This window comes from Streptomyces sp. NPDC102274 (assembly GCF_044766385.1).
Classification (GTDB): Bacteria; Actinomycetota; Actinomycetes; order Streptomycetales; family Streptomycetaceae; genus Streptomyces.
Genome location: NZ_JBIWLW010000025.1, coordinates 77,374 through 91,640, shown reverse-complemented (window position 1 = coordinate 91,640; position 14,267 = coordinate 77,374). Strand labels below are relative to the sequence as shown.

General features: G+C 71.7%; 12 protein-coding genes. 1 reads left to right on the top strand and 11 read right to left on the bottom strand.

The genetic code is table 11. The features are described 5' to 3' along the window. Window positions 1-2: 2 nt before the first annotated feature. From cysD to ACIRQP_RS28725, 9 genes are all read right to left on the bottom strand, one after another. Entirely contained in the window at window positions 3-941 is a 939-nt protein-coding gene (cysD, locus tag ACIRQP_RS28765) for a sulfate adenylyltransferase subunit CysD (RefSeq protein ID WP_403894600.1), read from the bottom strand. After that, window positions 938-1,573 (bottom strand): adenylyl-sulfate kinase, encoded by a 636-nt coding sequence (gene cysC, locus ACIRQP_RS28760; protein WP_403894597.1) that lies wholly within the window; start codon window positions 1,571-1,573, stop codon window positions 938-940. The genes cysD and cysC overlap by 4 nt, the downstream gene beginning before the upstream one ends. Continuing rightward, window positions 1,570-2,271 (bottom strand): phosphoadenylyl-sulfate reductase, encoded by a 702-nt coding sequence (locus ACIRQP_RS28755; protein ID WP_403894594.1) that lies wholly within the window; start codon window positions 2,269-2,271, stop codon window positions 1,570-1,572. The genes cysC and ACIRQP_RS28755 overlap by 4 nt, the downstream gene beginning before the upstream one ends. Continuing rightward, window positions 2,268-2,444 (bottom strand): hypothetical protein, encoded by a 177-nt coding sequence (locus tag ACIRQP_RS28750; protein ID WP_165371890.1) that lies wholly within the window; start codon window positions 2,442-2,444, stop codon window positions 2,268-2,270. Before ACIRQP_RS28750 ends, ACIRQP_RS28755 begins: the two co-directional genes overlap by 4 nt. Continuing rightward, a complete protein-coding gene (locus ACIRQP_RS28745; RefSeq protein WP_403894591.1) occupies window positions 2,441-4,138 on the bottom strand; it encodes a nitrite/sulfite reductase in 1,698 nt (565 codons plus the stop codon). Before ACIRQP_RS28745 ends, ACIRQP_RS28750 begins: the two co-directional genes overlap by 4 nt. Before the next feature lie 138 nt (window positions 4,139-4,276). After that, window positions 4,277-4,360, bottom strand: a complete 84-nt coding sequence (locus ACIRQP_RS28740) for a putative leader peptide (protein WP_326614601.1) — start codon at window positions 4,358-4,360, stop codon at window positions 4,277-4,279. A 121-nt stretch (window positions 4,361-4,481) separates the two neighbouring features. Then, on the bottom strand, window positions 4,482-5,009 hold the full coding sequence (locus tag ACIRQP_RS28735; protein ID WP_403894588.1) for a GNAT family N-acetyltransferase: 528 nt from the start codon (window positions 5,007-5,009) through the stop codon (window positions 4,482-4,484). 68 nt (window positions 5,010-5,077) lie between these two features. Further along, complete coding sequence (locus tag ACIRQP_RS28730; protein ID WP_403894585.1) at window positions 5,078-6,397, bottom strand: GAF domain-containing protein; 1,320 nt, start codon at window positions 6,395-6,397, stop codon at window positions 5,078-5,080. 199 nt (window positions 6,398-6,596) lie between these two features. After that, on the bottom strand, window positions 6,597-8,252 hold the full coding sequence (locus ACIRQP_RS28725; protein ID WP_403894582.1) for an acyl-CoA dehydrogenase family protein: 1,656 nt from the start codon (window positions 8,250-8,252) through the stop codon (window positions 6,597-6,599). Window positions 8,253-8,269: 17 nt separating this feature from the next. On the opposite strand from ACIRQP_RS28725, the gene ACIRQP_RS28720 reads away from it, so the two are divergent. Then, window positions 8,270-9,436, top strand: coding sequence for a YihY/virulence factor BrkB family protein (locus ACIRQP_RS28720; RefSeq protein ID WP_403894579.1), 1,167 nt, complete (start codon window positions 8,270-8,272; stop codon window positions 9,434-9,436). 191 nt (window positions 9,437-9,627) lie between these two features. On the opposite strand, the gene ACIRQP_RS28715 is transcribed toward ACIRQP_RS28720, so the two are convergent. Together ACIRQP_RS28715 and ACIRQP_RS28710 are read right to left on the bottom strand one after the other, a co-directional pair. Then, on the bottom strand, window positions 9,628-13,239 hold the full coding sequence (locus ACIRQP_RS28715) for an SAV_2336 N-terminal domain-related protein (RefSeq protein WP_403894576.1): 3,612 nt from the start codon (window positions 13,237-13,239) through the stop codon (window positions 9,628-9,630). Then, window positions 13,229-14,233 carry an AAA family ATPase gene (locus ACIRQP_RS28710; protein WP_403894574.1) on the bottom strand — a complete coding sequence of 335 codons (1,005 nt, stop codon included), beginning with the start codon at window positions 14,231-14,233 and terminating at the stop codon, window positions 13,229-13,231. Before ACIRQP_RS28710 ends, ACIRQP_RS28715 begins: the two co-directional genes overlap by 11 nt. Between the last annotated feature and the right edge of the window lie 34 nt (window positions 14,234-14,267).

The following is a 14,267-nucleotide window of genomic DNA, read 5'->3' as shown; positions in this document are numbered from 1 at the left end:
GGCTAGAAGTACCCCTCGCGCTTGCGGTCTTCCATCGCGGCCTCGGACATCTTGTCGTCGGCGCGGGTCGCGCCGCGCTCGGTGAGACGGGAGGCGGTGATCTCGGCGATCACCGCGTCGAGCGTGGTGGCGTCGGAGTCGACGGCGCCCGTGCAGGACATGTCACCGACCGTGCGGTAGCGCACCCGGCGCTTCTCGGCGGGCTCGGACTCCTTGGGGCCGCCCCACTCCCCGGCGGTCAGCCACATGCCACCGCGCTGGAAGACCTCCCGCTCGTGCGCGAAGTAGATCTCCGGGAGCGCGATCCCCTCGCGGGCGATGTACTGCCAGACGTCCAGCTCGGTCCAGTTGGAGAGCGGGAAGACCCGGACATGCTCGCCGGGGGCGTGCCGGCCGTTGTAGAGCTGCCACAGCTCGGGCCGCTGACGGCGCGGGTCCCACTGCGAGAACTCGTCGCGCAGCGAGAACACCCGCTCCTTGGCGCGGGCCTTCTCCTCGTCGCGCCGGCCACCTCCGAAGACCGCGTCGAACCGCTCGGCCTGGATCTTCTCGGTGAGCGGCACGGTCTGGAGCGGATTACGGGTGCCGTCGGGCCGCTCGCGCAGCTTTCCCGCGTCGATGTACTCCTGCACGGACGCGACATGGAGCCGCAGTCCGTGCGCGGCCACCGTGCGGTCGCGGTATTCGAGCACCTCGGGGAAGTTGTGGCCGGTGTCGACATGGAGCAGGGAGAACGGCACCGGCGCGGGCGCGAACGCCTTCAGCGCCAGATGCAGCATGACGATCGAGTCCTTGCCGCCGGAGAAGAGGATCACCGGCCGCTCGAACTCGCCCGCCACCTCCCGGAAGATATGCACCGCCTCGGACTCCAGGGCGTCCAGATGGCTCAGCGCGTAGGGGGCGTCCGTGCCCTCGGCGATGGTGGCTACGGTGGTGGTCACGCGAGACCCCTCTCGGTGAGCAGCGCGTGGAGCGCGGCGGCGGACTCCGGTACGGACTGGGTGTGCGACTCGATCCGCAGATCGGGCGAGTCCGGTGCCTCGTAGGGGTCGTCCACCCCGGTCAGTCCGGAGATCTCGCCGGCCGCCTGCTTGGCGTACAGACCCTTCACATCGCGTACGGAGCACACCTCGACCGGCGTGGCCACATGCACCTCCAGATACCCGGTGCCCTCGGTCTGATGGCGTTTGCGCACCGCCTCGCGGCTGTCCGCGTACGGTGCGATCACCGGCACCAGCGCCTTGACGCCGTTCGAGGCGAGCAGCTCGGCGACGAACCCGATGCGCTGCACGTTGGTGTGCCGGTCCTCGCGGCTGAAGCCGAGGCCCGCGGAGAGGAACTCCCGGATCTCGTCGCCGTCGAGCACCTCGACACGGTGGCCCTCGGCGCGGAGCCGGTCCGCCAGCGCGTTCGCGATGGTCGTCTTGCCGGCGCTCGGCAGTCCGGTGAGCCAGACCGTCGCGCCCTGCTCCGTTGCCCCCGTCGTGCCGGTCGTCCCCGGTATCCGCGCCGTCTCCGTCACGATCCCCGGCGTCTCCGTCACGCTCGCACGTCCCTCCTGGCGGCCCGTCATCCGTGCAGCCCGCACTCCGTCTTGGCGCGTCCGGCCCAGCGGCCGGCGCGCGCGTCCTCGCCCTCCAGCACCCGGCGGGTGCAGGGGGCGCACCCCACGGAGGCGTAACCGTCCATCAGCAGCGGGTTGGTGAGCACACCGTGCTCGGCGACATAGGCGTCCACATCGTCCTGCGTCCACCGGGCGATCGGGGAGATCTTGACCTTGCCGCGCTTCTCGTCCCAGCCCACGACCGGCGTATTGGCCCGGGTCGGGGACTCGTCGCGGCGCAGTCCGGTGGCCCAGGCGTCGTACCCCGCCAGGCCCTCCTCAAGGGGCGCGACCTTGCGCAGGGCGCAGCACAGGTCGGGGTCGCGGTCATGCAGCCGGGGGCCGTGCTCGGCGTCCTGCTCGACGACGGTCCTGCGCGGGGTGAGCGTGATGACATGGACGTCCATCACGGCGTCCACCGCGTCCCGGGTGCCGATGGTCTCGGGGAAGTGATAGCCGGTGTCGAGGAAGACCACATCGACACCGGGCCGTACCCGGGAGGCGAGATGGGCGACCACCGCGTCCTCCATCGAGGACGTCACACAGAACCGCTCGCCGAAGGTGTCGACGGCCCAGGTGAGGATCTCCAGGGCCGAGGCGTCTTCGAGTGCGCGGCCCGCACGCTCGGCGAGCGCGCGGGGATCGTCGGTCTCCGTCAGTCCGGTCATATCTCTTCGCCTCCATCGCTCCGTTGGAGTCCACGGGACAGCAGCCCGAGGAACTTCAACTGGAAGGCGCGATTGCATGCCGCGCATTCCCAGGCGCCATGTCCCTGCTCGTTCGGACGCAGGTCCTCGTCGCCGCAGTAAGGGCAGTAGAAGGGCGCCGCGCGCTCGCTCATGACAGCGCCTCCTCCGACGCGCGCGCCGCCCAGCTGGCGAAGCGCTCGCCGTCCTCGCGCTCCTTCTGGAACCGCCCGAGCACCCGCTCGACGTAGTCGGGCAGTTCCTCGGAGGTGACCTTCAGACCGCGGACCTTACGGCCGAATCCGGCCTCCAGGCCCAGCGCGCCGCCCAGATGCACCTGGAAGCCCTCGACCTGGTTGCCGTCCTTGTCCAGCACCAGCTGTCCCTTGAGACCGATGTCCGCGGTCTGGATACGGGCGCAGGCGTTCGGGCAGCCGTTGACGTTGATCGTGATCGGCTCGTCGAACTCCGGGATACGGCGCTCCAGTTCGTCGATGAGCGTGGCGCCGCGCCGCTTGGTCTCGACGATCGCCAGCTTGCAGAACTCGATGCCGGTGCAGGCCATCGTGCCGCGCCGGAACGGTGACGGATCGACCCGCAGGTCCAGCGCCTCAAGACCGGCCACCAGCGAGTCGATCCGGTCCTCCGCCACATCGAGGACGATCATCTTCTGCTCGGCGGTGGTACGCAGCCGGCCCGAGCCGTGCGCCGCCGCCAGCTCGGCGATCTTCGTCAGCGTGGCGCCGTCGACCCGGCCGACGCGCGGTGCGAACCCGACGTAGAAGCGGCCGTCGCGCTGCCGGTGCACACCGACGTGGTCCCGCCAGCGGTGTACGGGCTGCTCGGGCGCCGGGCCGTCGATGAGCTCGCGCTTGAGGTACTCCTCCTCCAGGATCCGGCGGAACTTCTCCGCGCCCCAGTCGGCGAGCAGGAACTTCAGCCGGGCGCGCGTGCGCAGCCGGCGGTAGCCGTAGTCACGGAAGACCGAGATGACACCGGTGTAGACGTCCGGGATCTCGTCCAGCGGCACCCAGGCGCCGAGCCGCTGGCCGATCTTGGGGTTGGTGGAGAGCCCGCCGCCCACCCAGAGGTCGAAACCGGGGCCGTGCTCCGGGTGGTCGACCCCGACGAACGCGATGTCGTTGATCTCGTGCGCCACGTCCAGCGACGGCGATCCGGAGATCGCGGACTTGAACTTGCGCGGCAGATTGGAGAAGTCGGGGTTGCCGATGATCCGGCGCTGGATCTCGTCGATCGCCGGGGTGCCGTCGATGATCTCGTCCTCGGCGATACCGGCCACCGGCGAACCGAGGATCACGCGGGGGGTGTCACCGCACGCCTCGGTCGTGGAGAGACCCACCGCTTCGAGCCGGTTCCAGATCTCCGGCACGTCCTCGATCCGGATCCAGTGGTACTGGATGTTCTGCCGGTCGGTGATGTCGGCCGTCCCGCGCGCGAACTCCTGCGAGACCTCGCCGATGACCCGCAGCTGCTCGGTGGTCAGCCGGCCGCCGTCGATCCGTACCCGCAGCATGAAGTACTCGTCGTCCAGCTCCTCCGGCTCCAGGATCGCGGTCTTGCCGCCGTCGATCCCGGGCTTGCGCTGGGTGTAGAGACCCCACCAGCGCATCCGGCCGCGCAGGTCATTGGGGTCGATCGAGTCGAACCCGGCCTTGGAGTAGATGTTCTCGATGCGGGCCCGCACATTGAGGCCGTCGTCGTCCTTCTTGAACTGCTCATTGCCGTTGAGCGGAGTGAAGTGACCCACGGCCCACTGGCCCTCGCCGCGGTGACGGCTCACCTTGCGGCGTGGCGTGGCGCTGGCGGGCTTGTCCGGGGTGGCGGCCATGGCGGATACGTCCTTCGAGACATGCGGGAGGGCGGCTCTGAACCGCACACTCGCGCGTGGGCGCGGTAGTGCGCGGCAGGATTCAGAGAGAAGTCGGGGAGCGCGTGAGATCGCTGGATCGCGGCGGTGCTGGGACTCTCAGCCCGCCGGACAGATGGCGCTGGACATGCGGCCGAGGTCGACGTGCAGCCGACTCACCAAGGCAATTCCAGCTCGGGACATGATGGAAGCGTGGCACGCAGATCTCAGGGCAGTCCACTAGGATCCAAAGTGTGGACCTAGTCGTCCCATATTGCGGGACGGTGTGGTGTCTGTCACTGCCCCGGCGGGTTTGGAGCCTGCTCTACGGCTCCTCTTCGGTCTTGGTGTCGAAGAGCCGGAAGCCCCGGCGCAGATAGTTGTCCATGGCGTGCGGCCCGTCCTTCGAGCAGGTGTGCAGCCAGACCCGCTTGGTCGGCTCCGTACGCGGCCACCGCTCCGCCAGGTCCCAGGCCCTGGCCGCCCCGTACGACAGCAGATGGCCGCCGATACGCCGGCCCCGGAAGGCGGGGATCAGCCCGAAGTACACGATCTCGACCGTCGCCCCGTCCTGCGCCGCCAGCTCCATGTACCCCGCCGGGGTGCCCCGCTCGTACGCCACCCAGGTCTCCACCCCGGGCGCGGCGATGGTCTCCTGCCACCGCTCCCGTGTCAGCGAGAGCCGGTCACGCCAGCTCACGTCGTCGCCGACGGCCGTGTACAGGAACCGGCTGAACTCCGCGGACGGCACCTCCGCCCGTACGATCCGCACCTCGCCCGCGGGCTCCGCCGCGGGCCGCAGATCGTCGGGCGAGGTCTGTTCCAGGGACCAGGTGGTCACAGAGATGCTCATACCGGCCAGAAAACCACGCCGCCCGAACGCGCCCGGACGTGCCCCCGTGCGGCCCCGCCCCACCGCCGTCACGGACAGGGCTGCCGCCGTGCGCCGAGCACCGCCGGGGCCGTCGAGTGCGGCAGCAGATCGCCGGGGTCCTCGGGCCGTACGACCTCCACCTCGACCTCCTCGCTGAAGCGGTAGGGCCGGTGCGCCAGCACACCCGACAGATGGCGCCGTACCCGCGACATCTCGGCCCGTACGGTCACCGTCCTGGTGGTGTCGCCGAAGACATCGCCCGCCAGCTCCGCCGCGCTGCGGCCGGCCCGGTGCACCGCCAGGATGTACAGCAACTCGGCATGGCGCGGGGTGAGCTCCTGCGCCCAGCCGCCCGCCGACCCGGACACCGCGACCGACCAGCGCCGGGGGCGGCTCAGGTCCAGCACCACCCGGCTGGGTGTCTCGGCGGGCGGACACTCCTCGTCCACCTGTATGAGCCATCCGCCGGGCAGCGGCTCGACCGTGCACATGCCCAGCGAGGGCTGCCAGAGCCGGCCGGCCCGCAGCGTCTTCGGCAGCCGCAGCCGGTCCATCGGCGGCATGCCCGTCACCGCCGCCGTCCAGCCATGGGGGTCGACCGCCAGGGCGCGGCCCCCCAGTCGGCACAGGATCGGCGCCGCCACCGAACGCAGCCGCTCCACGGCCCGGCCGTGGAGCTGGCGCAGCTCGCTCTCCGCGAGCCGGGCGACGGAACTGACCAGCGCCAGTGTCGTCGGATGGAAGCCCGTCGCCGGGCCGCTCACATCGACCACACCCAGCAGCCGCCCGCCGCGCGGATCGTGCACCGGCGACGCCGCGCAGGTCCAGGTGTGCAGATCACGGACGAAATGCTCGGCCGAGTGGACCTGCACCGGCCGGCGCAGCGCCAGCGCCGTACCTATCGCATTGGTCCCCATGGCCCGCTCGGACCAGGCGGCGCCCTCTTCGAGACGGATGCCGTTCGCCTGCCGCAGCACCGCGAGGCCGCCCTCCCGCCACAGCACCCGCCCCTCGTCGTCGGTCACCACCATCACCTGGCGCGAGGAGCGGACGATCTCGCCGAGGGAGCCGCTGAGCGTGTTCATCACGTCGCCCAGCGCGGAGGCGCGTCTGCGCTGCTCCAGCTCGTCCGGCTCCAGCAGCACCCCGTTCGCGGACCGGTCGGGATCCAGCCCGATCCCGAGCATCCGCCGCCAGGACGCCTCGATCACCGGCCGGGGAGCCACCGGCGGCGGCTCACCCGCGAGCGCGGCGTCCCGTACCCGGTGCAGCAGCCGGGCGGCCCGCGCACTGTCCATGGCCATGAGCCGCGTCAGATCGAGCGGCACGTCGTTCAGTGGTGCGTCCTTCAGCGGTACGTCCTTCATCGGGCCCCCCGTGTCACCTGCGGTGCTTCGGATATCCAGCGCGCCCGCTTGCAACGGCCTGCAACTCTGGCGGAGCGCGGGTGGGTGCGTGAAAGTGAAGGCAAGCCAGGGGTGGTGCCGTGTCGGCGCGGCGCCACCCCGGCTTGCCGCCGGACAGCGCCTCGGCCCTGTCCGGCGGGCCCGCCAGGTTCTGTCCGCCCTAGCCCCTGACCGGCCGAGCCCGGTCCACGACCGATGCCAGATCGAGCGTGGGGGGCAGCGTGCCGAAGGCCGTGCCCCAGTCCCCGCCCAGCCGCGAGGCGCAGAACGCGTCGGCCACCTCCGGCGGCGCCCATCGCACCAGCAGCGAGCCCTGGAGCACCAGCGCCAGCCGCTCCACCAGCCGCCGGGCCCGCGCCTCGATGCCGGACAGATCGGCCAGTTCGGTCAGCAGCCCCTTGATCGCGCCGTCCAGCCGGTGATCGGCCCCCCGTGCCTCGCCGACCTCCCGGAGCACGGCGTTCAGCGCCTCCGGCTCGCGCTGGAGGGCCCGCAGCACGTCAAGGGCCTGCACATTCCCCGAGCCCTCCCAGATCGAGTTGAGCGGGGACTCGCGCAGCAGCCGCGGCATACCCGACTCCTCCACATAGCCGTTGCCGCCCAGGCACTCCAGGGCCTCGGCCGCGACCGGCGTACAGCGCTTGGTCACCCAGTACTTGGCCGCGGGCACCGCGAGCCGCAGAAAGGCCCGTTCCCGGTCCGCGCCGTCACCACCGTTCTGGACGGTGTCGTACGCGGACGCCAGCCGCAGCGCGAGGGTCGTCGCCGCCTCCGACTCCAGCGCCAGATCGGCCAGTACGTTGCGCATCAGCGGCTTGTCGATCAACTCACCGCCGAACGCGCGGCGGTACGTGGCGTGATGCACCGCCTGCGCCACCGACTGCCGCATCAGCGCGGCCGAGCCCACCACACAGTCGAGCCGGGTCGCCGCCACCATCTCGATGATGGTGCGCACCCCGCGGCCCTCCTCGCCGACCCGGCGTGCCCACGTCCCGTCGAACTCGACCTCGGCGGAGGCGTTGGAGCGGTTGCCCAGCTTGTCCTTGAGCCGCTGGATCCGGAACACATTGCGGGTGCCGTCGGCCAGCACGCGCGGTACGAGGAAACAGGTCAGACCGCCGGGTGCCTGCGCCAGGACGAGAAACCCGTCGCACATCGGCGCGGAACAGAACCACTTGTGCCCGGTCAGCAGATACTCGCCGGCCGCGTCCAGCGGCACCGCCCCCGTCGTGTTGGCCCGTACGTCGCTGCCGCCCTGCTTCTCCGTCATGCCCATCCCGAAGAGCACGCCGGCCTTCTCCGCGGCGGGCCGCAGACCCGGCTCGTACCGGTGGGAGATCAGCCTCGGCTCCCACTCGGCGGCGAGTTCCGGTTCCGTACGCAGCGCGGGCACCGCGGCGTGCGTCATCGACACCGGACAGCCGTTCCCGGCCTCCACCTGCGTCCAGACGAAGAAGCCGGCCGCACGGCGCAGATGGCCGCCGGGCCGGCCCCAGGCGTCGGTCAGTCCCGCGCCGACCGAGCGCCCCAGCAGCTGATGCCAGGCCGGATGGAAGTCCACCTCGTCGATCCGGTTCCCGTAGCGGTCATGGGTGCGCGGCTTCGGGGGATTCTCATTGGCCAGCGCACCCCACTCCTGGGCCTCGGCCGATCCGGCGGCCCGGCCGAGGGCCGTCAGCTCCGCTCGGGTCTCGTCGAGGAGTGCGGGCGCACTGTGCCGCTCCACGCCTTCGGTCAGGGCACGGTCGGCGCTGAAGACGTCGTACCCCACCAGGGGCGGAACCTGGTTGGTCACTGTGTGGGTGCTGGCTGCCATGCCGATACGGTAAGGAGGTGCAGGCAGCAAAAGAAACACCCGAGCGGCCGGCGGGTCGACTCCACCGGGCCCGAGTCCTCTATCGCGACGTATCCAAGCGGAAGATGGCCTGGTTGCTGCTGAAGGACACCGTCAACTCGTGCATCGAGTACCGCATCCTGGGGCTCGCGGCCGAGGCGGCGTTCTTCACGCTGCTCTCGCTGCCGCCGCTGCTGCTCGGACTCATCGGGCTGCTCGGCTATGTGGACGACTGGACCGACACCACCACCGTCGCCTCCATCGAGAAGAACATCCTCTCGGCGGCCGGCACGGTGCTCTCGCAGCGAGGCGTCGACGAGATCGCCAAACCCCTGCTGAAGGACATCACGCACGGTGGGCGGCCCGATGTGATCTCGCTCGGCTTCGCGATCGCGCTCTGGTCCGGTTCCCGCGCGGTCAATGTCTTTGTCGACACCATCACCGTGATGTACGGGCTCGACGGCCGGCGCGGCATCGTCGCGACCCGGCTGCTCGCCTTCCTGCTCTACCTCGTGGCGATCGTGATCGGCGCGGTGGTCCTGCCGCTCGCCGTGGTCGGCCCCGACCGCGTCGTCGAGCTCATCCCCTGGGGCACGGAGGTCGTCAGCGTCCTCTACTGGCCGGTGGTGATCCTGCTCTCCATCGTCTTCCTCACCACGCTCTACCACGTCTCCGTACCGGCACGGTCGCGCTGGATCGAGGACGTTCCCGGCGGGCTGGTCGCCCTCGGGATGTGGGTGCTCGGCAGCTTCCTGCTGCGGATCTATCTGACCAGTACGGTCGAGGGCCCCACCATCTACGGCTCCCTCGCCGCCCCCATCGCCGTGCTGCTCTGGATCGGTGTCTCGGCGTTCGCGGTGCTGGTGGGCGCGGCGGTCAACGCCGCCATCGACCGGGTCTGGCCGTCGGTCGCCACGGCCGCGGCGCGGGCGGCCAATGAACGGCTGCGCGCGGCCCAGGCGGCGGAGCTGGTGGCCCGTACGGTCGCGGCGGAGGGACCGGACGGGCCGCAGGACGACGATGTGACCGACCCGGACATGCCGTCGGAGTTCCCGGAGCGCTGGTCCAGGTTCCTGCCGCCGGACGATGTCAGGTCGCGGATGAGGGCGGGGCTGCACGGGACGCGGGAGAGCCGTGACAAGGGCCGGGACAGCCAGGGGAGTTAGGGTCTTTCGTTTGGATCAGGCCGGATCAGGGAGCGGGGGCTGGTGCCGTGGATCGCGAGGCGGAGGAGGGAGCCGACGCGGAGGGGGCACCTCCCACGCCCTTGAGGCTGTGGGGGAGTCGGCGACTGACGACAACGTGGCGAGGCATGGTGCCAGGGCTCGCGAGCCCGGCCTGATCCAAACGAGAGGCCCTAGCCCTCCGGCTCGGTGTTCCCCGGGGTCTCCGCGGCCGCTGTGTTCTCGTTCTCGGCGGTATCGCCGCCGCCGAACAGACGGCGCAGCCAGGAGGGCCGGTTCGCGGGCTTGGGCGGCGCGTAGTGAATGACCCGGTACCAGACGACATGCGTGCTGCCGTCCTCGGTCTCGATGTCGAAGGGACGGTAGCCCTCGGGCGCGCCGACCCGCCGGTACAGGTCGTCCCGTAGCCCCAGCATCATGGCGATCTTCCCGAACCCCATGCCGCCCAGCGTTCCCAGGGCCGGGGACTTCCGCTCCAGTTCCAGCGCCACGGCGTCCGGCGGCCCGGAGTGGAAATGGATGGTCAGCACCACGGGCAGCGGGAAGAGCCAGCTCGACATCCCCTCGGCCAGGAGCGGAGCGAACGGGTCGACGAGCCGGTCGAGTACATCGGCCGTCGTGTACTCCGGTCCGGCCGTCACACGCAGCGTGGTGTCGGGCACCATGGGGGTGCCGCGCTCCTCGAAGGTGCCCGGGTCGCCGAACGCCTCCCGGCACGCGTGCCGGAAGCGGGGGATGAAGAACAGTTTGGCTTCGGTCCGGGTGTCCCTGGGGACGCCGAACAACTCGGCGCCGCCGATGGCGAGGTGGACATCGTCACCCTGGACGGCCTCGGGCGGGGACGCGGCTTCCGGCGCGGCTCCGGATTCCGGTGGGCTCGTCGTGCCGGGCCCCGGCACCGCGCCGCGGGCGGCCTCCAACGAGCGGCGCCACGCGTGCAGTCGCTCCCGCTCCCGCTCGGCCCAGGCGCCCTCGATACCGTCCAGCGGCTCGCCGTACCAGTGCCCGAGAGCGGCGTCGTACAGCCAGGCGGCCCGCCGTGTCTCCCCCGCCTCCGCGGCACGCGCGGCGTCGGCGGCCAGCTGTTCGGCGAGGGAGAGGTCCAACTCGTCGGCGTCGAGCGGCAGACGGTAGTGCCCGTCGGGCCCCTCCACGGCATGCCCGTCGCTCAGCAGGACGACGAGGACATCCGCGACGAGGGTCGAGTCCCGGAGCGTGGGCGCGTCCCCCAGAGCGAGGACGAGCTCGGCCTCGGACACCGGCTCGCCGCGCGCCAGCAGCAAACTGCTGAGGGCGATCCGTCCCGCGTGCGAGACGGGTGTACGGTCACGCCCGCCGTGCATCGCCCGCAACGGGCCCAGCACGCCGTACTGCCAGGTGCTGCCCGGTACGGCCGACCTCAGCGTGTCGGCGCCGCGTCGGCGGGTCTCGGGGGCGTCGAGGAGGAGATCCATGATCGCCTCCGCCAGCGGGACCGGCAGGTCGGGCCGGAGTTCCCGCGGCGGGTGCCAGGTGTTCGCGGCGCCGATGGGCTTGACGCCGGTGGCGAGTTCGTACAGCACACGGCCCAGGTCGTGGAGTTCGTCGTAGGCGTCCTCGACCCCGGGAACGCCCTCGAATCCGCGGAACTTCACCGTCCCGTTCGGCAGCCGCATGATGTTCGTCAGGGACGGTGGCTCGGGCCGGATACCTCTCTCCCGGGCATGGACGAGGACGTCGAGCACCTGCACCGCGATGAGGATGATGCCGGTCACGGGGAGCGGACGGTGTCCGTTCTCCACCAGCAGCTCGTCGAGGGTTCTCCCTCCCAGAGCCTCGCTGACCAGGTAGACGACATCGCCGTAACTGCCGTGCTCCCGGACCTTCACGACGCCGGGGTGCCGCAGCGCGGCGGTGGACTCGTGCTCCGCCCGCGCCATCTCCAGGAGGAAATCGCTCGTCGCTCCAGGGCTGTCGAAGACCTTGACAGCGACCGTACGGTCCCGGTCCCGGTCGTGCGCCCGCCACACCACGCCGTGCGTACCGCGTTCGATGACCTCCACCAGCCGGTATCGCTTGGCCAGCAACCGCCCGCCGCTCTCCGGCGCGGGCTCCCCGGCGGCCTCGCCCGGCGGCTCGGGCCCCCGGAGCAGGCGTACGCTCTCCCGGCTCACCAGCGCGAACGGCTCGCCCGCCGCCCGGCCGTACCCCGCCCGGCCGTCGCCGGCGAGCAGTGCCCGGAACTCACCACGTGCCGAGCCCGCGCGCGACTCGATCACCGCGCCCACCCGTTCGAGCAGGTTGACCGTGCGGGCCAGCCCCGTACGCGGCAGCGCACCGAGCAGCAGTTCGCGCACGCCGGGCCGGAAGTCGTAGGAACCGGCGGGGCCGGGTACGGCCGTGAGCATGCCGCTCAGCACCACTTCCGCCAGATGCTGCGGCTGCGGACGCTCCTCGATGGCCGCCTGTACGAGCCGCATCACCGGCAAGTGCGGTGGGCCCACCGCCAGATGGGCCGCGAGCCGGACGGCCTGCGGAGAGGCGACCGAGCGGAAGCGCAGCACCAGCTCCCTGGCCGGCACCTCACGCGGGATCAGTCCGTCGTCCCTGTCGGCTCCGTCGGCCCCGTCGTCCGCGAGCATCGCGGACGGGCCGGCCGGTGGTCCCGCGGGCAACAGGGCCGCCGCACCCGGGAATTCGGCGCCGGCCGGGGAGGCCACCAGCCCCGCCCAGTGGCCGAGCCACTCCGGCGTCGGTTCGAGCACCGGCACGGGAACGCCCCGCGCCTCGGTGTCGTACGGCGTGAAGCGCAGCGTGGTGTTGGGGGCGCCGGGACCGGCCGCCGTGAACAGTCCGGGCACCGGTGCCGGTGGGGTGTGCCGCCACATCCGCTCCGGCAGCGGCTGGACCACGGCCACCGGCAGTTCACGGGTCCAGCGCCGCAACGTCCGGTACCACCGCCGTCCCGCGACTCCCGCCGTTCCTCTCAGCCCCGGCCGCCACTGCGGGCCCATCGTGTCGCTGAGGATCAGCACCGACGTCCGTCCGGCCGTCCACTGCCGAGGGGGTACGGAACCGTCCGCCCCGAGCCGTACCAGCTCCACGGTACGGAACGCGCCCGTCTGCCCGAAGGCCGTGTACAGATCGTGCGCGAGCGGCTGCCACATGGCCATCGTCGGGCCGCAGTCCAGGACGAGCCGCAGATGGAGCCAGCGCTCCGGTGCGGGCCGCAGCTCGGGCAGCCACCGGCCGCGCCGGGCGCCGAGCGCGGCGATGCGGTGCGCGGTGCCCGTCTCGTCCAGCTCCTGTTCGCGCGCCGACGGCACGGTCCTGCGCAGCGGACGCAACGCCCGCTGGACCGCGAGCGGATGGGAGATCATCGGCGGGGCGGGGGCGAGCACCTCGGCCCGCGCGTCGGGAGCCGGGGAGCGCGCCGCCGGTCCGGTGACGGCGGGCGGCGACAGGCGGTGCAGGGCGACCCGGCCGTTCGGGTTGTTCGGGGAAAGGGAGTACCCGGAGCGTGGGTCCGGCACGGTCCGTCCCGGGGGAGTCCCCTCGGGATCCGTGCCACGGGAAGCCCCGTGGGAGAGGGGCGCACGCAGGGCGGCGCCCGGCTCGGGCGGCGGAAGAACGTCCTCGGAGTCAGCTTCGGAGTCCGCGTCGGTCTCGGAGTCCGGCTCGGGCCGAACATGCGTCGCCAGCCAGAGCACCTCGGCCAGCTCCCGGCCGGTCGGCGGAGCGCCGCCCGCCGCCGCCAGCACCTCGCGCAGCGCGGCCAGTTCGGAGACCGCCCGGTCAGAAGTCATCGGGTTCCGGTGTCCGGCTCAGATAGCTCATCAGCCGGTCCGCCAGCTCGTCGCGTGTCGGCGCGTCGAGCCCCGAAGCCCGGGTCAGATAGATGGCGTTGAGCAGCTGGTCCGTCGCCAGCTCGCCTCCGCTGCCCCGCTCCAGGAACCGGTGGACCAGCTCGCGTGCCTGTCCGTCGAGCGGGCCCAGATGCGCCTGGACGATGGCCTCCAGATGCGCCGCCTCCGGCTGCTTCAGCTCCAGTGTGACGCAGCGCCGCAGAAACGCCGGCGGGAACTCCCGCTCCCCGTTGCTGGTCAGGACGGTGAACGGGAACGCACGGCAGCGCACCCGCCCCCGTTCCAGCGCCACCAGCCGGTCCGAGTCGGCGACCAGCACCTCCGCGGTGGAGCGGGTCCGCGCGGCGCGTACCAGCTCGGGGATCTCGTACTGGCCCTCCTCCAGGATGTTCAGCAGGTCGTTCGGGAGATCGAGATCGCTCTTGTCGATCTCGTCGATCAGCAGCGCCCGGGGCCGCTCGTACGGCAGCAACGCCGTGCCCAGTGGGCCCAGCCGCAGATGGTCCTCGATGTTGGTGTGCTCCGGATCGCCGCTCTCCGGGCCCCGGCCCGCCGCGTAGAGCCGGGAGAGCGGGTCGTACTGGTACAGCCCGTCGCCGAGAGCGCTCCGGCTGGTGATGTTCCAGCGCAGTACGGGGCCGAGTTTCAACTCCCGTGCCACCGCGTACGCGAGGCTCGTCTTGCCGCTGCCCGGAGGGCCCGTCACCAGCAGGGGCCGCCGCAAGTACAGGGCGGCGTTGACCAGTTGCACGCTCTCGTCCGTCGCGCGGTACGCCTGCGCGCGGTGCGCCCGGTCCGGCGAGGGCGCCGGGTCGTCCTGGGGCGGCCCGACCGCGGGGCCGCCGTTGAAGGCGCGCCAGGGCGGCGGCTCGGGCAACCGCCCGATGCCGTCGTGCGGTTCATCGGCTCCGGTGTAGACTGGCCACAGGGACATTCCGTTCTCCAGGTCTCGGCTTAGACGGTGTCGG